The organism is Amycolatopsis sp. CFH S0740 (assembly GCF_004522315.1).
GTDB classification, from domain to species: Bacteria; Actinomycetota; Actinomycetes; order Mycobacteriales; family Pseudonocardiaceae; genus Amycolatopsis; species Amycolatopsis nivea.
The window spans coordinates 154,861-174,694 of the sequence record NZ_SDLS01000018.1; the positions used below are offsets into that span (position 1 = coordinate 154,861).

A 19,834-nucleotide genomic window follows, 5' to 3' on the forward strand; every position below is an offset into this window, starting at 1 on the left:
GTCATGCAACGCGCGGATGAGCGTTTGCTTCCGCCGCTGAAGCAGCCGGCGCGGGTGCGACTCGTGGCACCATGGTGTTGCGTCGCTGAACCACATCGGCAAATCTCAGTCCCCAGCGGGCCTGGAAGTCGTTGTCGAGTGCGGTCAGGATGTGTCCACGAGGCCGGTCGAGCCAGTGCCGTTCGAGCTGGGAACGTCCCAGGATTGTGCGGGCGCCGCCGATGTCGGCGTGGACGGTTTTTCCGCAGAACCGGCACCGAAAGATGTCCTGGGTTCGGCGGTTGCCAGGGTGCGTGTATCCGCAGCCGTCGCATTCGCGGCTGGTGTGGGCAGGATTGACTTCGACAGTGGACAGTCCCGTGTCTTCACGCAAGGAATCGAGCTTGGCTCGCACAGCCCCGCGTCCCGCGACGGTTATCAGACGGCGCATGCGACGGGAGAGCTGGCCTTGCCGCACCATGCCTCGCAGGTCCAGCCGTTCGACCGCCAGCGTCGAGATCGCGGGGTCGGCCGCGATGCGGTTGAGGCAGCGGTTGGTTTCGTTGGTGACGAACTCGCGGATGTCGTTGACCAGCGCCCGATAACGCCGGGAGTTGCCGAGCTTGATTCCGTTGCGCTGCAACGCCGCCGCCAAAGGCTGCAATCGGTCGTCGTACGCACGGAGCCGGGCGAGAAAGCCACGTCCGCGCAGATGGCCGTCGCTGGTGGCCAGCAGTGTTGAGAGACCCCAGTCCACGCCGACAGTGCGTCCGCCTTCACGTGGTCTGGCGACGGGGGTATGGACAGCCAGCCGGTAGGTCACGGTGCCGTCCTCCGCAACTCGAACCTGGCAGTGGCTGGCCAGCCGCGCATCCGGTGTGGCGAGGCGTTCGAGGAAGGCACGGTGAGCGTGCAGCGGAATCCGCACCGGCTTGCCCGCCCGCAGCGTGGAAATCCGCACCCAATAGTCGGCGTGCTCCCTTTCGGAGGTCTCCACGGCGGCTATTTTACCGTCCATCACCATCGTGCGGGCCCGCCGCAAATCCGGATGCCGGACACGAGTCCTGGCCTGTTTGAAGATACGGCGGGCCAGCCTCAGCACCTCTGCCGGGATACTGCTTTTGCCGGAGATCGCCACCCGCTCGCCGGTCGCGGGAGCATGCCATGCGTGTGCTTTGTTGAGGTAGAACAGGTCGCGCTTGCACGCGGCTGAAAGAGCGGAGCGAGCGACTATTCGACGGAACTCGTTCTCGCAACTGCCCAGCCACGAACGGTGCGCCGCGATCGCCTGCGCGACGACCGAATCCCACTGGCGCTGCGACAACCCGCCGCCCCATGTTTTGGCGTCGATCCACCGCGGCAGCTTTCCTGTGGTGAAGAAGATAGCGACCGCTTCGGATTGCGCTCGGCCCAGACCGGCTTGCCACCGCGGCAACAGAGCTGCCACTTGAGCGTGCTTGCCCTCGTTGGCACTGGAATGCAGCCGAAACGAACGGACAACAGTCACGATGTCTCAACCCTGCCTTCCATGATCTCGCTGACGCATAGCGGGTTCTGCGCCGATCGGCGCAGTTCCTGCTAAAAAAGCTCGTTTTCCGGTCTTGAACAGATTTCGCGCGATCCGGCATGCGACCGAGTTCCGGTGGACCAGCACACAATACCGGAGGGGGGACACTCTCGTTCAGCCCCACCGCAACGCGAACCACAGCCGCATCCGCGTTTCCGGGTCGGCCAGCTCGACGCCCAGCGCCCGTTCCACCTGCCCGATCCGGTGCCGCACGCTGTTGCGGTGCACGCCGAGTTCGGCGGCGGTCCGGTCCCAGCTTCCGTGGTTCGCCAGCCACGTTCGCAGCGTCGGCACCAGTTCGCGGCTGTGCGCGCGGTCCAATTCTCGCACTGGGGCCAGCAGTCGTTCGGCGAACGCGCCTGCCGCGGCGGGCGGGATCAGTTCGTCGAAGCCGAGCGGGTCGGCGCTGGCGGCCAGCGGACGGGCCAGTGCGCGGGCGCGGGCGAGCAGCAGTTCGGTTTCCGCGACGGCGGCGGGCAGGTCCGCGGCGGGGTGCGGCGGGCTGGCGACCGCGAGCCAGCCATGTTCCAGAAGACCGTCCAGGTCGCTGGGTTCGCCTGCGATGGCGTAGAACCGGGGGCCTGGCAGGACCTGGACCAGCGGGGTGTCGAGGCGGGCGCGCAGCCAGTCCGGCCGGCGGGCGAGTGCGTCCGGGCCCTTTCGGTGGGCGACCCCGGCGACGAGCCGCGCTTTGTCGCTGCCGACGACTCCAGCGAGCGCATCCGCGCCGGGACCGCCGAGCAGCAACGCCGTCGCTGCGGCACCGAGTTCCGCGCTGTCTGACCCGGCGCGGCCGACGAGGCCCAGCAATGCCGCACCGACCGCCAGGATCGCCCGATCTCCACTGTCGAACCGTTGCGCCCGACCGACCACGACCAGGTGCGCGGCGGTCGCCTGCGGATAGACCGGCTGTGCGACAACATGGGTGCCGTCCGGCAATTCAGTAGAGGCGATGCGGATTCCGGAGCGAGCGCGCAAGGTCGCGAGCAATTCATTCACCGGCGACGGCAACGGCTGCGGCGCGTCGTAGCCCGCCGCCAGTACGTCCCCGGAGCCGACCATCGCGACCCACCCGCGCAAGCGTCCGGCGAGCGCGGCGACCAACTCCCCCAGGCCGCCGCCAGCGGCTCGCGTCAGCGCTTCGCGGCCTTCCGCCAGTCGCCGTTCTTCATGCCGCCCCGCTTCGGCGAGCGCTACTGCGACGGCGCGGTTGATCGCCAGGAACGGCGTCGCGGGCGGCACGACCAGCAGCGGCAGGCCGTGCTCCGCGCAGGCGTCGCGCAGTGAGGACGGCAGGGTTTCCGAGACCGTCGGGGTGAGGCCGAAACCGAGCGCGGTGACGCCCGCGTCACGCAGCCCTCGGACGTAGCGGTCGGCGTCCTTCGGCAGGTTCACGCCCGCGGTCAGCACGAGTTCGGCGCCCACCAGGTACGGCGCGGGGTCGGCCAGTTCGCTCACGTGCGCCCACCGCACCGGCCGGTCCAGCGCGCCCGGACGGAGCGTTTCGGGCACGACGTCGAGCGCCAGCTCCGGGTTGCCCGCGACGGTGCGTAGTGGAACTGTCACCTCTGCGGGCAACAGCACGTCCTGGTGGGTCATTTCAACCAATCTCCGGCGAAGTCCTGGATACATCGTCCCATGCCGCCGCGGGGTCGCCCGACCCTACGGTGTCCCGCAAGAACCCCACCCCGTTTCGAGGAGGACCCGTGGGCGGCGACTATGCGGTGATCGCGCTGTACATCGCGGGCATGATCGGGGTCGGCTGGATCGGCCTCCGGCTGGCCAAGACCAAATCCGACTACCTGGTCGCCGGACGGCGGCTCGGCTGGTTCATGTACTCCGGCACGATGTCGGCCGTCGTGCTCGGCGGCGCGTCGACCGTCGGCGGCGTGAAGCTCGGCTACACCTACGGCATCTCCGGCGCGTGGCTGGTGATCACAATCGGCGTCGGAATCCTCGTGCTGCACGCGGTTTTCGCGCGGCGGCTGGTGAAACTGCGCGTCTACACCGTCGGCGAGATGCTCGACCTGCGCTACGGCGGCCGCGCGAGCGCGGTGTCCGGCGCGGTGATGTGGGGCTACACGCTGATGCTCACGGTCACCTCGACGCTGGCGTTCGCGTCGATCTTCAAGGTGCTGTTCTCGATCCCGAGCTGGGCCGGGATCGCGATCGGCGGGTCGATCGTGGTGCTGTACTCGGTGCTGGGCGGCATGTGGTCGATCACGCTGACCGACATCGCGCAGTTCGTGATCAAGACGATCGGCATCCTGTTCGTGCTGCTGCCGGTCGCGCTCGTCTCGGCGGGCGGGTTCAGCGGGATGGCCGAGAAGCTGGACGCGTCGTACTTCGAGTTCACCTCGATCGGCGGCGAGACGATCCTGACCTACTTCCTGATCTACACGTTCGGGTTGCTGATCGGGCAGGACATCTGGCAGCGCGTCTTCACCGCGCGCACGCCGCGCGTCGCGACCGGCGGCGGCGTCATCTCCGGCGTGTACTGCCTCGTCTACGGCATCGCGGGCGCGCTGATCGGTACGGCGGCGAAGGTGCTGTACCCAGACCTCGGCAGCGCGCAGGACGCCTTCGCCACCATCGCCGAACGGCTGCTGCCCACCGGCGTACGCGGTCTCGTGCTCGCTGCGGCGCTCTCGGCGCTGATGTCGACTTCTAGCGGCGCGCTCATCGCGTGCGCCACCACGACGACTTCGGACCTGTTCCGCAAGATCGGCCTTAAGAGTGGCGAGGTCTTGCGTAACCGAGTGACGACACTTGTGCTGGGCATCGTGGCCATCGGTATCGCAATGCTCGTGGACGACGTCGTCAACGCGCTCACCATCGCGTACGACATCCTCGTCGGCGGCCTTCTCGTCACTATCGTCGGCGCGCTGTTCTGGAAGCGCGGCACTCGCGAAGGCGCGTACGCGTCGATGGTGGCCGGCACGGTGTCCGTCATCGCCTTCATGATCATCGACGGTGTCGCGGCCAACAGTCCGATTTATTGGGGCCTCGGCGTCAGCCTGGTCGTGTACGTCGGCGTCAGCCTCGCGACACCGCGTACGCCGGACAGCATTCTTTCCGTGTGGACAAGCCGTCTTCACGGTTCCGAAGCCGCTGAAGATCTCAGCGCATCCGAAACCCGACAGGAGTTGACCCAGTGAGTGAACAGCGTCCGGTCGGCCCGCTCGACTCGTCGCAGATCCCGCGCTTCGCCGGCTTCGCGACCTTCGCGCGGCTGCCGCGGATCGACGAAGTGCCGAGCGCCGATGTAGCCGTGGTCGGCGTGCCGTTCGACTCCGGCGTGTCCTACCGCCCCGGCGCGCGGTTCGGTCCTTCGGCGCTTCGCGAGGCGAGCCGGCTGCTGCGGCCCTACCACCCGGGTCTGGACGTTTCGCCGTTCGCGGAGAAGCAGGTCGTCGACGCCGGCGACATCGCGGTCAACCCGTTCCACATCGGCGAAGCGATCGAGAAGCTGCAGCAGGAAGCCGAAGCGCTTACGGCGGGCGAGACGAAGCTGGTGACGGTCGGCGGCGACCACACCATCGCGCTCCCGCTGCTGCGGGCGGCGGCGAAGAAGCACGGTCCCGTTGCGCTGCTTCACTTCGACGCCCACCTCGACACCTGGGACACCTACTTCGGCGAGCCGTACACGCACGGCACGCCGTTCCGTCGTGCGGTCGAAGAAGGCATCCTCGACACCAGCGCCGTGTCGCACGTGGGCACGCGCGGCCCGCTGTACGGCAAGCGCGACCTTGAGGAAGACCGTCGCCTCGGCTTCGGCATCGTCACTTCCGGCGACGTACTGCGCCGCGGCATCGACGAGACCGTGGACGCGCTTCGCCAGCGCATCGGCGACCGTCCGCTGTACGTGTCCGTGGACATCGACGTGCTCGACCCCGCGCACGCGCCCGGCACCGGCACCCCCGAAGCGGGCGGCATGACCAGCCGCGAACTGCTGGAGATCCTGCGCGGCCTGCGCGGGCTCAACCTGGTCGGCGCGGACGTCGTGGAACTGGCCCCGGCCTACGACCACGCCGAGATCACCGCGGTCGCTGCTTCGCACGTCGCTTACGACCTGGTCAGCCTGCTGGCGCTGGGACGCGGCGCATGACCCGGATCGGCGGCGACGTTGTCGTAGAGACGCTGCGGGCGCTCGGCGCGGACACCGTGTTCGGCCTGCCCGGACAGCACGCGCTCGGCTTGTTCGAAGCGCTGCGCCGCGCTGAAGACGTGCGCGTGGTCAGCTCGCGGGTGGAGAACAATCTCGCCTTCGCCGCGGACGGCCACGCGCGCGCCCGGCTCGCCGCCGATCCGCACGGTCCGGTGCCGGTCACGCCGATGATCGTATCGACCGGCCCCGGCGCGCTGCTCACGCTGGCGTCGCTGCAGGAATCGCGCGCGGCCTCGGTGCCGGTGCTCGGCATCTCCAGCCAGGTCCCGGTCGCCGGGCTCGGCGGCGGACGGCACGGCTACCTGCACGAACTCACCGACCAGCAGGCCAGCTTCCGGGACGTCGCGAAGTCGGTGCACGTGGTCCGGTCGATCAGCCAGATCCCGACCGCGCTGCGCGAGGCGTGGGAATCCGCCGCGACCGCGCCGTACGGGCCGGTGTGGGTGGAAATCCCGCAGGACGTGCTGCTCGCTGAGACGATCCTGCCGCAGCTGACGTCAGTGACCACGGCTCCGGCTCCCCTCGAACCGTTGCCGGAGCTGGTGGCCGAAGCCGCGAAACTCCTTGACGCAGCGAAGAATCCGGTGATCCTCGCCGGCGGCGGCGCACTGCGTTCGGGGGCGCACGAGGAACTGCGCCAGCTCGCCGAAACCCTGCGCGCGCCGGTGGTGTCGACGTTCGGCGGCAAGGGCGTTTTCGCCTGGGACCACGAACTGTCCGCGCAATCGTGGATGGAAGACTGGCACACCACGGAATTCCTCTCCGCCGCCGACGTCCTGCTGGTGCTCGGCTCCGGGCTGGGCGAGCTGTCCAGCAACTACCGCGAGTTCGCGCCGCGCGGCCAGGTCGTGCAGGTCGAAGCGGATCTCGGGAAACTGGAGTCGAACTACCCCGCGCTCGGGCTGCACGCAGATGTCCGGCACACCCTTCGCGCACTGCTCGGCCAGCTCACGCCGCGCACTCCGGACGGCCGCGCCGAAGCCGCGGTGAACGATCTGCTCGCGCGCGTCGAGTCCAGGTTGGACAGTCAGCCGCTCACGCTCGAACGGAAGCTGATCGACGACATCCGTGCCGCGCTTCCCGAAGGCACGCAAACCTTCTGGGACATGACCATCGCGGCCTACTGGGCGTGGTCGGTGTGGAATCCGGACGGCGCGCCGATTCATACCGCGCAAGGTGCGGGCGGGCTCGGCTACGGCCTTCCCGGCGCGCTCGGCGCGGCAGCGGCAGGCGTGCGGTCGCTGGCCGTGTCCGGCGACGGCGGCGCGATGTACGGACTGGCCGAACTGGCCACCGCCGTGCAGCACCAGCTCGACGTGACCTGGCTGGTCGTCGACGACGGCGGCTACGGCATCCTCCGCGAGTACCTCACCGGCGCGTTCGGCCAGACGACCGCGACAGAACTGCCGCGACCGGATTTCGTCGCACTCGCCCAATCATTCGGCATCCCCGCCCGAAAGACCACTGTGGACAGTGTCCGCACGGATCTCGCCGACGCGCTGCGCACCCCGGGACCGTCGGTCGTCGTGCTTCCCGCGCTGCTGAAGATGTTCGCCCCAACCCATTTGGAGCATTCATGACCCACGTCCGCAACTTCGTCGGCGGAGCCTTGGTCGACACTCCCGACACCGAGGCGACCCTCGAACTGACCAACCCGGGCACCGGCAAGGTCTTCGGCACCAGCGTCATTTCCCGGCGGAACGAAATCGACCTGGCGATGGAGTCGGCGGCGCGCGCGTTCCGGTCGTGGCGGCGCAGCACGCCCGCGCAGCGTCAGGAAGCGCTGCTCAAGATCGCCGACGCGCTGGAAGCCCGTGCGGAAGAGTTCGCCGACGCCGAGGTCCGCGAGACCGGCAAGGTCCGTTCGGTCATGCTGGACGAGGAAATCCCGGAATGCGTGAGCACGCTGCGGTTCTTCGCCGGCGCCGCGCGGCAGCTAGAAGGCACCGGCGCGGGCGAGTACCTGCCCGGGCACACGTCGGTGATCCGCCGCGAGCCGATCGGCGTGTGCGCGCAGATCGCGCCGTGGAACTACCCGCTGATGATGGCCGTCTGGAAGATCGGCCCGGCGCTCGCCGCGGGCAACACCGTGGTGCTCAAGCCAGCGGAAACCACGCCGTCCACCGCGGTGCTGCTGGCCGAGGCCGCGGCGGAATTCCTGCCGCCGGGCGTGTTCAACGTCGTGTGCGGCGACCGGGAAACCGGCCGCGCGCTGGTCCGGCACCCGCACACCGACCTGGTGTCCATCACCGGCTCGACGCGCGCCGGCATCGACGTGGCCACCGTCGCCGCGGCCGATCTCAAGCGCACCCACCTGGAACTGGGCGGCAACGCTCCCCTGCTGGTCTTCCCGGACACCGACCTCGCCGACACCGCCGAGCGGATCGCCGACGCCGCGTTCTACAACGCCGGGCAGGACTGCACCGCGGGCAGCCGCGTGCTGGTGCACGAGAGCGTCCACGACGAATTCGTTGCCGCGCTGGCGAAAACGGCCGCCACCCGCCGTCCGGACGTCGACTACGGCCCGCTCAACAGCCGCGCCCAGCTCGACCGCGTGCTCGGCCTGCTGGAGCGGCTGCCGTCGCACGCCCGTGTCGAAACCGGCGGCACCGCGCCCGGACCGGGCTTCCAGCTCGCGCCGACCGTCGTGTCCGGCCTCCGCCAGGACGACGAACTGGTGCAGGAGGAAGTCTTCGCGCCGGTGATCACCGTCCAGCCGTTCGCCGACGAGACGGAAGCGCTGGAGCTGGCCAACGGGGTCCCGTACGGGCTGGCTTCTTCGGTCTGGACGAACGACGTCGCCCGCGTCGCACGGGTGTCGCGCGACCTCGATTTCGGCTGCGTGTGGGTGAACACGCACGGCCCGCTGACCGCCGAGATGCCGCACGGCGGGTTCGGCCACTCCGGGCACGGCAAGGACCTCTCGGCGTACTCGTTCGCCGAGTACACCCGGGTCAAGCACGTGATGACGAGGTTCGAGTGATGAGCGACAAAGTCACCGAGGTCGAACAGCACGGCATCGCCCCGATCCCGCCCGCCGAGCAGACGTCCCGGCCGCGCGACCTGTTCCGGCTCGCGTTCGGCGGGGCCAACACGTTCGCCACGATCATCCTCGGCACGCTGCCGATCGCGTACGGGCTGAGCTTCTGGGCCGCGCTCGCGGCAACCGTCGTGGGCGTGGTGCTCGGCGCGCTCGTGCTGTCTCCGATGGCCTTGTTCGGCCCGGTCACCCGCACCAACAACGCGGTTTCGTCCGGCGCGCACTTCGGCGTGGTCGGCCGGTGCGTCGGCTCATTCCTGTCGCTGCTCACCGCGATCACCTTCTTCGCGATCTCGGTGTGGGTAAGCGGCGACGCGGTAGCCGGTGCGGCACAACGGCTTTTCGGCATCGACGGCGGCCCCGTCCTGCGCGCGGTCGCCTACGGCGTGATCGCGATCGCCGTCCTCGTCGTGTGCATTTACGGCTACCGCTTCATGCTGCTGGTCAACCGTGTCGCGGTGACGCTGGGCACGCTCATCATGCTGGTCGGGATCTTCGCCTACGGCGGCTCGTTCAACCCGTCGTTCGCCGGCAGCAGCAACTTCGCCCTCGGCGGCTTCTGGCCGACGTGGATCCTCGCCGTGCTGACCGTGATGGCGAACCCGATCTCGTTCGGCGCGTTCCTCGGCGACTGGTCGCGCTACATCCCGGCCACCCACTCGCGCCGCTCGCTGCTGGCCGCGCCGTTCCTCGCCCAGTTGGCGACGCTGCTGCCGTTCGGCTTCGGCATCGCGACCGCGACCCTGGTCGCCGACCCGGCCGACTACGTCACCGGCCTGACCGCGATTTCCCCGCTCTGGTACGCGATCCCGCTGATCGTGGTCGCGCTGATCGGCGGGCTGTCCACCGGCACCACCGCGCTGTACGGCACCGGACTGGACTTCAGCTCGATCTTCCCGCGCCTGTCCCGCGTACGGGCGACGCTGCTGATCGGGACGCTCAGTGTGCTGTTCATCTTCGTCGGCAATTTCGTGCTCGACATGGTGTCCAGCATCAACGCGTTCGCAACGCTGATCGTGCTGTGCACGTCGCCGTGGATGGTGATCATGATGATCGGCTACGTACAACGCCGCGGCTACTACGACCCGGCCGACCTGCAAGTCTTCAACGAGGGCCGCACCGGCGGACGATACTGGTTCCACCGGGGCGTCAACTGGCGCGCGATGGCGGCCTGGATCCCGGCCACCGGGCTGGGCCTGCTGTGCGCGAACACGCCGATGATCACCGGACCGCTGGCAGGCATCGCGGGCGGGGTGGACATCAGCCTGGTGGTGACGCTGTGCACGGCCGCGGTGGCGTATCCGGTGCTGGTGAAGGTGTTTCCGGAGCCTCGGGAGGTGTTCCGGCCTTCGCCGGCTGTCGCTGCGGAAGCGGTGGTCGCCGAAGCGTGAGCGGCGGGCGGCTCCACTGTGCGGAGAGGATCGCGTCCGCCAGCGCCGCCGCCGAACCCCGCGCCGTTCCTCGGTGGCTCAGCACGAACGTCACCGATCCCGGATCGGGCAGGCCCGCGATCGGGACCAGTCCGTCCGGGACCACGGATTCCGCGAACAGGCCCACGCCGAGTCCGGCTTCGAGCGCGACCCGCAGGCCGTTCAGCCGTTCGCTGACGCAGCCGATCCGCCACTGGACACCGTTGCGGCGCAACGCGGTCAGCGCGCGGGCGCGGGTGACGCTCGGCTCCGGGTAGAGGACCAGCGGCACCGGCTCGCCCGGGATCAACTCCAGCCCGGGCGCGCCCACCCACACGAGCGGGTCGCGTCGCACGCCCTGTCCGGAATCGCGTTTGGCGAGCACCAGGTCGAGGTCTCCGTCGGCGAGCCGGGAATGCAGCACGTCGCTCAACTCGACCGACAGTTCGAGGTCGATCCCCGGATGCGCGCCGCGGAACCGGCCGAGGACGTCCGCGGCGTGGCCGAGCAGGAAGTCCTCGCACACCCCGAACCGGACCCGTCCGCGCGGGCCCGGCCGGGAGAAATAGCGGAGTGCGCGGTCCTGCTGGTCGAGGATGCCGCGGGCGAAGCCGGTCATCGTCTCGCCGTCGCCGGTGAGGCGCACGCTGTGCGTGTCGCGCTCGAACAGCACGCAACTGAGCGCCGTTTCGAGGCGGCGGACGTGCTGGCTCACCGTCGACTGCCCGAGATCCAGCCTGCGGGCGGCTTCGGAGAACCCGCCCGCCTCGGCAACCGCGAGAAAAGTGCGCAGCAGCACCGGATCGATCACTACTCCGGAGTACCACTCTCGGTGTGCGACCGTGCACCAGGTGTGTCCACTGCCACTACCGGCGGCGGGTGATCACCACCGGCTTGAGATCCTTCGGCACCGCGGCGAACGCGGACACCGGAACCCCGAACGAGGCGGCGAGGATCTCCCGCGGCAGCGAGTTCAGCGTCCCGACGATGCCGATGTCGTCGTTCGGCTCGCCGGTGCTGGTGTTGAACATGACGAGCACATCCAGCCCCTCGGTGTTGCTGGAATTCGCGAAGTAGTGAAAGAATCCCTGCGGCGCGAAGACGAGTTCCCCGGCTCCCGCACTGAAAACCGCATTGTGGTAACTGCCATCCTCGTGCGTTCCGAGAATGCTCCAGTCCGCCTTGCCAGAAATGATGTAGTTCAACTCCCACGCGGACGGATGCCAATGCGGCTCGCGGACGCCGCCGGGGTCGAGATGCACCAGATACACCGAACCCTGCTGACCTGCCAATACCGGGAAGTTCTTCTCGTGAGCCCCGCGCAGTGTCCCGCCGTCGTGGACGGCAGGCGCGGATTTGGCGAGCGGGAAAACGTACGTCGGTTTCGCTGGTTTCTCCGTGCTCGCCCGCGCGGTCCCACTCGCCCCGAGCGCGGTCGCCGCGGCGATTCCGGCACCTGCCCCGAGCGCGCCACGCCTGCTAATTTCCGACATTCTATCCACCTTTCCCATAACCTGCTCCCCTGATTCTTCCGGGAACGCGGAAAACGGAAAGGGCCCAGCGCGGATCACAGCTATCGCGCGCAGCGATGACCAAACGCGGTACCCGCGCGGGACAGTTGTGGGAGGATCCCGGAAACCCCGGTCCTGGAGGCGATTCGTGACGTTCGCAGTCGGCATCTTCGACTTGTTCAGCTTCGCCGTGCCCGGAGCGGTCCAGTTGTCGCTGCTGGTCTACGTACTCGACCGGCTGGGCGTGCTGCACGTCGCCGCACTGACGTCCGCACCGGGCGCACTGCTGGTCGCCGGTGCCGTCGTAGCCAGTTACTTGCTCGGACACCTCTTCCACCCCCTGGCCGCACAACTGGAGCGACTCCGCCCCCGCCGGGACGCGGACGCCGCGCGGCAGGAGTTCGTCGCCCAGGTTCCGCAGGCGCGCGACCGCGCTTACGTCCAGTCCAACCCGGCGCTGCTCGTCGCTGCGGCTGAACTGCACGACAAGGACGCGGCGGGAGAAATCGTCCGAATGCGCGCGCAGTCGGTAATGTTGCGCAACATCGCCTTCGCGTTCGCGCTGGCCGCGGTGGTCGCGCTCGTCCAGACCGCGACGGGGCCGCACCGGGTGGTCGCCGCCGGAGCCGCCGCGCTTTCACTGCTCGGCGCGGCCGGGGCACTGGGCAGCAGCCGGAAGGTCTGGCACATGTCTCGGATCAAGACGCTCGAGATTTGCTACTGGATCCCGGACATCGACCAGACCTTCGCTGCCGAGGTCCCTACCGCTGCTGCTGAGTGATGAGCACGGCGGGTTTCCTGCTCCGGGCCCCCGCCGTTCAAGCGCGAGGCTTCTTTCGCTCCTGCCCCAAAGCGCTCGGGCTCGCGGCTGATCCCTCGCGTTCCCGCCATGTCAGCCAGCCGACCCCGGAGCCCACTCGGCTCAGACGCGCAGCTTCTCCCCGCCGCTCCCGGCAAGTCGGCACCGAGTGCCGACCCCAGCCCCACTCCGTTCAGGCGCGCTTGTCTCCCGCGGTTCCCTCCGAGCCAGTGCCGACTCGAAGCCTGCTTTGTTCAAGCGCGCCCTACCTCCGCGCTCCCGCCAAGCCAGTACCCAGCCGACCCGAGGCTCACTCCGCTCAGGCGCGCGGCTTCTCCCCCGCCGTCTCCTCCACATCGGCGCCCAGCCGACCCGACGCCCACTCCGTGATCCGCCGCGCCACGTCCTGGGCGGTCAGGCCGATCCGGTCCAGCACCTCCGCGCGGGTTCCGTGGTCGTGGAACGCCTGCGGCACCGCGAGGTCGCGCAGCGGGACGTCGCACTCGGCGTCGCGCAGCACTGCCGCCAAGGCCGAGCCGAAGCCGCCATGACGGCCGCTGTCCTCGACTGTCACCACGAGTTTGTGCTGATCAGCCAGCGCGACCAGCTCCGCGGGCACCGGGACCACCCAGCGCGGGTCGGCGACCGTCACGCCGATGCCCTGGTCCGCCAACCGGTCCGCGGCCGACAGGGCCAGCTGCGCGAACGGACCCACCGCGACCAGCAGCACATCCGTCGAACCCGAGGGGCGGCGCAGCAGGTCGACCGTGCCGATGCGTTCCACCGCGGGCACGTCCGGGCCGACGCTGCCCTTCGAGAACCGCAGCGCGGTCGGGCCGTCCTGGACCGCGACCGCTTCGCGCAGTTCCTCGCGCAGCGTTCCCGGGTCGCGCGGCGCGGCCACCCGCATGCCCGGCACCATGCCCAGCAGCGACAGGTCCCACATGCCGTGGTGGCTCGGGCCGTCCGGTCCAGTGATGCCCGCGCGGTCCAGCACGAACGTCACCGGCTGGCGGTGCAGCGCGACGTCCATCAGGACCTGGTCGAACGCCCGGTTCAGGAACGTCGAGTACAGCGCGACGACCGGGTGGCAGCCGCCCATCGCGAGGCCCGCCGCGGACGTCACCGCGTGCTGTTCGGCGATGCCGACGTCGAACCAGCGGTCCGGGAAGCGCTCGGAGAACTTCTCCAGCCCGGTCGAGCGCAGCATCGCGGCGGTGATCGCCACGACGTCCTCGCGCTCCTCGCCGATCTTCGCCAGCTCGTCGCCGAACACGCCGGTCCAGCTCGGGCCCTTCACCGGCGGCAGGCCGGTCTCCGGGTCGATCGGGTCGGTCTGGTGCATCTGGTCGGCCTGGTGGTTCACCGCGGGCGCGTAGCCGTGGCCCTTCTCGGTGACCACGTGCACGATCACCGAACCGCCGAACGCCCGCGCGCTCTGGAACGCCTTCTCCAGCGCGACCAGGTCGTGGCCGTCGACCGGGCCGAGGTACTTCAGGCCGAGGTCGGAGAACATCACCTGCGGGCTCAACGCATCCTTAATGCCCGCCTTAGCCGCGTGCAACGCCGCGTAGATCGGCTTGCCCACCACCGGGGTGCTGCGCAGCAGCTCGCGCCCGCCGTCCAGCAGCCGCTCGTAGCCCGGCTGCAGCCGCAGCGACGCCAGGTGGTCGGCCATCCCGCCGATGGTCGGCGAGTACGACCGGCCGTTGTCGTTGACCACGATCACGACCGGGCGGTCCTTGCGCCCGGCGATGTTGTTGAGCGCCTCCCAGCACATGCCGCCGGTGAGCGCGCCGTCGCCGACCACCGCGATCGCGTGCCTGCGCGGGCCGCCGGACAGCTCGAACGCCTTCGCCATGCCGTCCACATAGGACAGCGCGGCGGACGCGTGGCTGTTCTCCACCAGGTCGTGCTCGCTTTCGCCGCGGCACGGGTACCCGGTGGGTCCGCCCTGCTGACGCAGCTTGTCGAAGTCGCCGTGCCGCCCGGTGACGATTTTGTGCACGTACGCCTGGTGCCCGACGTCCCACACGATCGCGTCGCGCGGCGAGTCGAACACGCGGTGCAGCGCCAGCGTCAGCTCGACGACGCCCAGGTTGGGACCGAGGTGCCCGCCGCTGCGGCGGACCTTGTCCACGAGGAAGTCCCTGATCTCGGCCGCCAGCTCCCCGAGGTCCTCGACGCTCATGCGCTTCAGGTCCGCCGGTCCGTGCACCGAGTCCAGCATGGTCACCGCTCCACCCCGTCCGTCTCTTCCTCCGCCGGTTCCGGCCAGTCTACGGACGGCCGCCACCTCGGTCCGGCCGCCCGCGTCCCGGATCACAGCTCCGGCGGAAACGCAACTCCACGAGCGGGGAAGATCACGAGGCCGGTCAGTCAAGTCGCGGTCACCCCGCGTGGCCGTGATAATCCCGGACGGACCCCCGAGCTCGAGAGGACCCCATGGCGGACTTGTACATCGGCGGCGAATGGGTGGACGCGCGTGCGGGAGGGCGGCGCGAGATCCGGTGCCCCGCGGACGGCAGCCTGGTCGCCGAGGTCGCCGAAGCGACCGCGGAGGACACGGAGGCCGCCATCGCCGCGGCTCGCCGGGCGTTCGACACCGGACCCTGGCCGTCGACCCCGGCGGGCGAGCGCGGCAACCTGCTGCTGCGCGCGGCCGACCTGCTCGACCGCGACGCCGAGGAATTCGCCCGCGCCGAATCGCTCGACACCGGCAAACGCCTGGTGGAGAGCCGCTACGACATGAGCGACATCGCGGCTTGCCTGCGCTATTTCGGCAAGCTCGCGGGCAATGACGCGGGCCGGGTCGTGGACACCGGCAGCGCGGACTCGTTCAGCCGGATCGTGCACGAACCGGTCGGCGTCTGCGGCCTCATCACCCCGTGGAACTACCCGCTGCTGCAGACGGTGTGGAAGATCGCCCCGGCCCTGGCCGCGGGCAACACGTTCGTGCTCAAGCCGAGCGAGCTGACGCCGCACACCTCGATCCTGTTCATGCGGCTGCTCGCCGAGGCGGGGCTGCCCGGCGGGGTCGCGAACCTCGTGCTCGGCGCGGGTCCGTCGGCCGGTGCGCCGCTGTCGGAGCACCCGGACGTCGACCTCGTGTCGTTCACCGGCGGCCTGGCCACCGGACGGGTGATCGCGGCGAACGCGGCGGCGACGGTGAAGAAGGTCGCGCTCGAACTCGGCGGCAAGAACCCGAACGTCGTGTTCGCCGACGCGGACTTCGAGACCGCCGTCGACTACGCGCTGACCGCGGTGTTCTTGCACTCCGGGCAAGTCTGCTCGGCCGGTGCGCGGCTGATCATCCAGCAGGAATGGCACGACAAGTTCGTGGACGAACTGGTGCGCCGCGCGGAGCGGATCCGCCTCGGCGGGCCGTTCGACGAGAACGCCGAGACCGGGCCGCTCATCTCCGCCGCGCACCGCGAGAAGGTGGAGCGCTACGTCGCCACCGCCATCGAGGAGGGCGCTGTCCTGCGCACCGGCGGCAAGCGTCCGGACGACCCGGCGCTGCAGGACGGCTTCTACTACCTGCCGACGATCCTCGACAACGTCCAGCAAGGCAGCACCGCAGTGGTCGAGGAGTCCTTCGGCCCGGTGCTGACCGTGGAGACGTTCACCGACGAGGACGACGCGGTCCGCATCGCCAACGACACCCACTACGGCCTGGCCGGCGGCGTGTTCACCCAGGACGCGGCACGCGCCCAGCGCGTGGCGAACCGGCTCCGCCACGGCACGGTGTGGATCAACGACTACCACCCGTACCTGCCGCAGGCCGAATGGGGCGGCTACAAGCAGTCCGGCTTCGGCCGCGAGCTCGGCCCGACCGGCCTGGCCGAATACACCGAGGTCAAGCACATCCACCAGAACCTGAAGCCCGGCCCCCAGCACTGGTTCTCCGGCTGATCCCCCCCTCCCCCACCGAAAGGACCGTGCCCTTGAGCGACACCGGCGACCGCGAACTCGGCGAATTCGGCTACACCAACCAGCTCAAGAGAACGCTCGGCAGTTTCCACACCTTCGCTGCCGGCATCAGCTACATCTCGGTGCTGACCGGGGTGTTCCAGCTGTCCTACCTCGGCCTGTCCGAGGGCGGACCGGCCTACTGGTGGTCCTGGCCCGCGGTGTTCGTCGGGCAGCTGATGGTGGCTCTCTGCTTCGCCGAACTGGCCGCGCAGTACCCGGTCGCCGGGTCGGTCTACAACTGGGCGAAGAAGCTCAGCAACCCGCACATCGCGTGGATGGCCGGCTGGATGATGCTGCTGGCCTCGATCGTCTCGATCTCCGCGACCGCGCTCGCCTACCAGCGGACGCTCCCGCAGATCACGTCGTTCTTCCAGTTCATCGGCGACGGCACGGGCACCAGCGACGCGGCCAACGGCGTGCTGCTGGCCACCGTGCTGATCGTGTTCACCACGCTGGTGAACGCGTTCGGCGTGAAGCTGATGGCCCGGATCAACAGCGCGGGCGTGTTCGTCGAGCTGCTGTTCGCGGTGCTGCTGGTGGTGTTCCTCGCCTTCCATTTCGTGCGCGGCCCGTCGGTGGTGATCCAGACGAACGGCACCGAGGCCGGGCATTCGTCGGGCTACCTCGGCGCGTTCCTGATCGCCGGCATCGCCTCCTCGTATGTGATGTACGGCTTCGACACCGCCGCCTCGCTCGGCGAGGAATCGCTGAACCCGCACCGCAACGCGCCGAAGGCGATCCTGCGCGCGCTGGTCGCCTCCTTCGTGCTGGGCGGGCTGATCATCCTGTTCGCGCTCATGGCGGTCGGCAACATCAACGCTCCGGAACTCGGCACGGTCGGCCTGCAGTACGTGCTCACCGACGCGCTCGGCCCGGCGATCGGACGCGTGTTCCTGTTCGTCGTGTTCATCGCGATCACTGTGTGCGTGCTGGCGGTGCACACCGCGGCGATCCGGATCGCGTTCGCGATGGCACGGGACAACGCGCTGCCCGGCGGCCGGAAACTGGCGCGGGTCAACAAGAAGACCGGCACGCCGGTGCTGCCCGCGATCGTGATCGGCGTGCTCGCGGTCGCGCTGCTGGTGCTGAACATCAACTCCACGCAGATCTTCTCGGCCGTGACCAGCCTCGCGATCATCCTGATCTACCTGTCCTACCTCCTCGTGACTGTGCCGATGCTGATCCGCAGGCTGCGCGGGCGGTGGCCGCGCGAGGGCGCCCCGGCCGGCCGGTTCTCCCTCGGCCGCTGGGGTCTCCCGGTGAACGTGCTCGCGGTGCTGTGGGGCGGCGCGATGACGGTCAACCTGGCCTGGCCCCGCAACGAGATCTACAACGCTTCCCCGCCCTTCCACTGGTATCTGAAGTGGATTTCGGTGCTGTTCGTCGGCGTCTTCGCGGCCGGCGGCTTCGCCTACTACTGGTTCGTGCAACGGCACAAGGTCGGGGTGCTGGCGGACCACGCCGCCGCCCCGGCGCCCGATGAGGAGGTTTCCCGGTGAGCGCAAGCGAGTTCGACTACGTGGTGGTCGGCGGCGGAACGGCCGGATCGGTGGTGGCCGCCCGGCTGTCCGAGGATCCGGACGTGACCGTCTGCCTCCTCGAGGCCGGACCGTCCGACACGGACGTGCCGGAGGTGCTGGAGCTGACCCGCTGGATGGGCCTGCTGGAATCCGGGTACGACTGGGACTACCTGGTGGAACCGCAGGAGGCGGGCAACTCCTACCTGCGCCAGGCCCGCGCGAAGGTGCTCGGCGGCTGCTCGTCGCACAACTCGTGCATCGCCTTCTGGGCTCCGGCCGAAGACCTCGACGAATGGTCCTCGATGGGCCTGCCCGGCTGGTCGGCCGCCGACGTTTTCCCGCTGTACCAGCGGCTCGAGACCAACGACGGCCCCGGCGACCACCACGGCCGCTCCGGCCCGGTCACCATCCGGTCGGTCCCGCCGAACGACCCGGCGGGCGCGGCCCTGCTGTCGGCGTGCGCCCAGGCGGGCATCCCGACGACGGAGTTCAACTCCGGCAAGACCGTCACCCACGGCGCGAACTGGTTCCAGATCAACGCCCGCGAGGACGGCACCCGGTCTTCGGCGTCGGTGTCCTATCTGCACCCGATCATGGGCAAGCGGCCGAACCTGGAAATCCGCACCGGCGCCCGAGCGAAACGGCTGCTGTTCGACGGCCGCCGCTGCACCGGTGTCGAGGTGCTGGACGCGGACCTCATCCACCACAGCACGATCACCGCGCGCCGCGAGGTCGTGGTCAGCTCCGGCGCGATCGACACGCCGAAACTGCTGATGCTGTCCGGCATCGGGCCCGCCGAGCACCTGCGCGAGGTCGGCGTGGAGGTGCTCGTGGACTCGCCGGGCGTCGGCTCGAACCTCGAGGACCACCCCGAGGGCCTGGTGATGTGGGACGCGCTGCAGCCGATGGTCACCGAATCCACGCAGTGGTGGGAAATCGGCATCTTCACCATGACCGAGGAGGGCCTGGACCGCCCGGACCTGATGTTCCACTACGGTTCGGTGCCCTTCGACATGAACACCGTCCGGCACGGCTACCCGACGACGGAGAACGGCTTCTGCCTCACGCCGAACGTGACGCGCAGCCGATCGCGGGGCACGGTGCGGCTGCGCACGCGCGACTTCCGCGACAAGCCCCGCGTCGACCCGCGGTACTTCACCGACGAGTACGACATGCGCGTGATGACCTACGGCGTGAAACTCGCCCGCGAGATCGCCGCCCAGCCCGCCCTCGACGAATGGGCGGGCGTGGAACTCGCGCCGGGCCGCGACTGCACGACCGACGACGAGATCGCCGACTACCTGCGCAAAACGCACAACACCGTGTACCACCCGGCGTGCACGGCCCGGATGGGCGCGGACGGCGACCCCGAGGCGGTGCTGGACGAGCGACTGCGCGTCCGCGGCGTCGAGGGCCTGCGGGTAGCCGACGCTTCGGTGATGCCGTTCCTCGTGACAGTGAACCCGTGCATCACGACGATGGCGATCGGCGAGAAGTGCGCGGACATGCTGAAGGAAGACCGAGGCTGACCTCTCGGCGGGTGGTGGTGTCCGATCGGGCCCCACCACCCGCTCGCCCCGGTTTGCCGGACTGGTCCGACGGCCAGTCACCAGAGCACGTGCCGCTGCCACCATCGCGCGCAGAATCATGTCCACTCCTCGCCTCGTCTTCCGGCGGCTGCCGGAGCGCACCTTTCCGATGCACATCAGGTCAGTCGCCAGCGAGAGCGCCGAGGTTCTCGGGTAACCGAATCGTTACCAACAGTCACCTTCGCCCGGTGCCGCACGAACCGCGGATTCCGTTGCACTGCAGCGAAATCGAAGGCAGAAAGCTGCCGAACGCCGAGTCAGGCCAGGTCCGCATCTG

General features: G+C 69.3%; 13 protein-coding genes and 1 pseudogene. 9 read left to right on the plus strand and 5 right to left on the minus strand.

Features of this window, described 5'->3' with window-relative positions:
• Position 1: 1 nt before the first annotated feature.
• Complete coding sequence (locus EIZ45_RS27940; RefSeq protein WP_134666425.1) at positions 2-1,486, minus strand: zinc ribbon domain-containing protein; 1,485 nt, start codon at positions 1,484-1,486, stop codon at positions 2-4.
• A 174-nt stretch (positions 1,487-1,660) separates the two neighbouring features.
• Positions 1,661-3,145: a PucR family transcriptional regulator gene (locus tag EIZ45_RS27945; RefSeq protein ID WP_134666427.1), complete on the minus strand. Its 1,485-nt coding sequence runs from the start codon at positions 3,143-3,145 to the stop codon at positions 1,661-1,663.
• A gap of 107 nt (positions 3,146-3,252) precedes the next feature.
• On the opposite strand from EIZ45_RS27945, the gene EIZ45_RS27950 reads away from it, so the two are divergent.
• From EIZ45_RS27950 to EIZ45_RS27970, 5 genes are read left to right on the plus strand one after another with little or no spacing between them, the layout of a single operon-like run.
• A complete protein-coding gene (locus EIZ45_RS27950) occupies positions 3,253-4,704 on the plus strand; it encodes a sodium:solute symporter (protein ID WP_134666429.1) in 1,452 nt (483 codons plus the stop codon).
• Positions 4,701-5,654: an agmatinase gene (gene speB, locus EIZ45_RS27955; RefSeq protein ID WP_037357511.1), complete on the plus strand. Its 954-nt coding sequence runs from the start codon at positions 4,701-4,703 to the stop codon at positions 5,652-5,654. Before EIZ45_RS27950 ends, speB begins: the two co-directional genes overlap by 4 nt.
• On the plus strand, positions 5,651-7,294 hold the full coding sequence (locus EIZ45_RS27960) for a thiamine pyrophosphate-binding protein (protein ID WP_134666431.1): 1,644 nt from the start codon (positions 5,651-5,653) through the stop codon (positions 7,292-7,294). Before speB ends, EIZ45_RS27960 begins: the two co-directional genes overlap by 4 nt.
• On the plus strand, positions 7,291-8,697 hold the full coding sequence (locus EIZ45_RS27965) for an aminobutyraldehyde dehydrogenase (protein WP_134666433.1): 1,407 nt from the start codon (positions 7,291-7,293) through the stop codon (positions 8,695-8,697). The genes EIZ45_RS27960 and EIZ45_RS27965 overlap by 4 nt, the downstream gene beginning before the upstream one ends.
• On the plus strand, positions 8,697-10,145 hold the full coding sequence (locus tag EIZ45_RS27970) for a cytosine permease (RefSeq protein ID WP_134666435.1): 1,449 nt from the start codon (positions 8,697-8,699) through the stop codon (positions 10,143-10,145). Before EIZ45_RS27965 ends, EIZ45_RS27970 begins: the two co-directional genes overlap by 1 nt.
• A 49-nt stretch (positions 10,146-10,194) precedes the next feature.
• On the opposite strand, the pseudogene EIZ45_RS27975 reads toward EIZ45_RS27970, so the two are convergent.
• A pseudogene (locus tag EIZ45_RS27975) lies at positions 10,195-10,974 on the minus strand (LysR family transcriptional regulator); the annotation flags it as partial.
• 55 nt (positions 10,975-11,029) lie between these two features.
• Entirely contained in the window at positions 11,030-11,656 is a 627-nt protein-coding gene (locus EIZ45_RS27980; RefSeq protein ID WP_134666437.1) for a cupin domain-containing protein, read from the minus strand.
• Positions 11,657-11,822: 166 nt separating this feature from the next.
• On the opposite strand from EIZ45_RS27980, the gene EIZ45_RS27985 reads away from it, so the two are divergent.
• On the plus strand, positions 11,823-12,455 hold the full coding sequence (locus EIZ45_RS27985) for a hypothetical protein (protein ID WP_134666439.1): 633 nt from the start codon (positions 11,823-11,825) through the stop codon (positions 12,453-12,455).
• Between the two features lie 337 nt (positions 12,456-12,792).
• On the opposite strand, the gene dxs is transcribed toward EIZ45_RS27985, so the two are convergent.
• Positions 12,793-14,709, minus strand: coding sequence for a 1-deoxy-D-xylulose-5-phosphate synthase (gene dxs / locus EIZ45_RS27990; RefSeq protein WP_134666441.1), 1,917 nt, complete (start codon positions 14,707-14,709; stop codon positions 12,793-12,795).
• Between the two features lie 209 nt (positions 14,710-14,918).
• Between dxs and EIZ45_RS27995 the strand changes: the two genes are divergently transcribed.
• From EIZ45_RS27995 to EIZ45_RS28005, 3 genes are read left to right on the plus strand one after another with little or no spacing between them, the layout of a single operon-like run.
• The gene (locus tag EIZ45_RS27995; protein ID WP_134666443.1) at positions 14,919-16,388 is read left to right on the plus strand and encodes an aldehyde dehydrogenase family protein; all 1,470 of its coding nucleotides are present in this window, start codon (positions 14,919-14,921) and stop codon (positions 16,386-16,388) included.
• 32 nt (positions 16,389-16,420) lie between these two features.
• Positions 16,421-17,947, plus strand: coding sequence for an APC family permease (locus tag EIZ45_RS28000; RefSeq protein WP_134666445.1), 1,527 nt, complete (start codon positions 16,421-16,423; stop codon positions 17,945-17,947).
• The gene (locus EIZ45_RS28005) at positions 17,944-19,497 is read left to right on the plus strand and encodes a GMC family oxidoreductase (RefSeq protein WP_043838358.1); all 1,554 of its coding nucleotides are present in this window, start codon (positions 17,944-17,946) and stop codon (positions 19,495-19,497) included. Before EIZ45_RS28000 ends, EIZ45_RS28005 begins: the two co-directional genes overlap by 4 nt.
• The last annotated feature ends 337 nt before the right edge of the window (positions 19,498-19,834 follow it).

What these genes read in the sequence shown, in the direction of transcription:
- EIZ45_RS27945 (WP_134666427.1), bottom strand. Translation starts at nt 3,145, where the DNA reads ATGACCCACCAGGACGTGCTGTTGCCCGCAGAGGTGACAGTTCCACTA.
- EIZ45_RS27960 (WP_134666431.1), top strand. Translation starts at nt 5,651, where the DNA reads ATGACCCGGATCGGCGGCGACGTTGTCGTAGAGACGCTGCGGGCGCTC.
- EIZ45_RS27965 (WP_134666433.1), top strand. Translation starts at nt 7,291, where the DNA reads ATGACCCACGTCCGCAACTTCGTCGGCGGAGCCTTGGTCGACACTCCC.
- EIZ45_RS27970 (WP_134666435.1), top strand. Translation starts at nt 8,697, where the DNA reads ATGAGCGACAAAGTCACCGAGGTCGAACAGCACGGCATCGCCCCGATC.
- EIZ45_RS27980 (WP_134666437.1), bottom strand. Translation starts at nt 11,656, where the DNA reads ATGTCGGAAATTAGCAGGCGTGGCGCGCTCGGGGCAGGTGCCGGAATC.
- EIZ45_RS27995 (WP_134666443.1), top strand. Translation starts at nt 14,919, where the DNA reads ATGGCGGACTTGTACATCGGCGGCGAATGGGTGGACGCGCGTGCGGGA.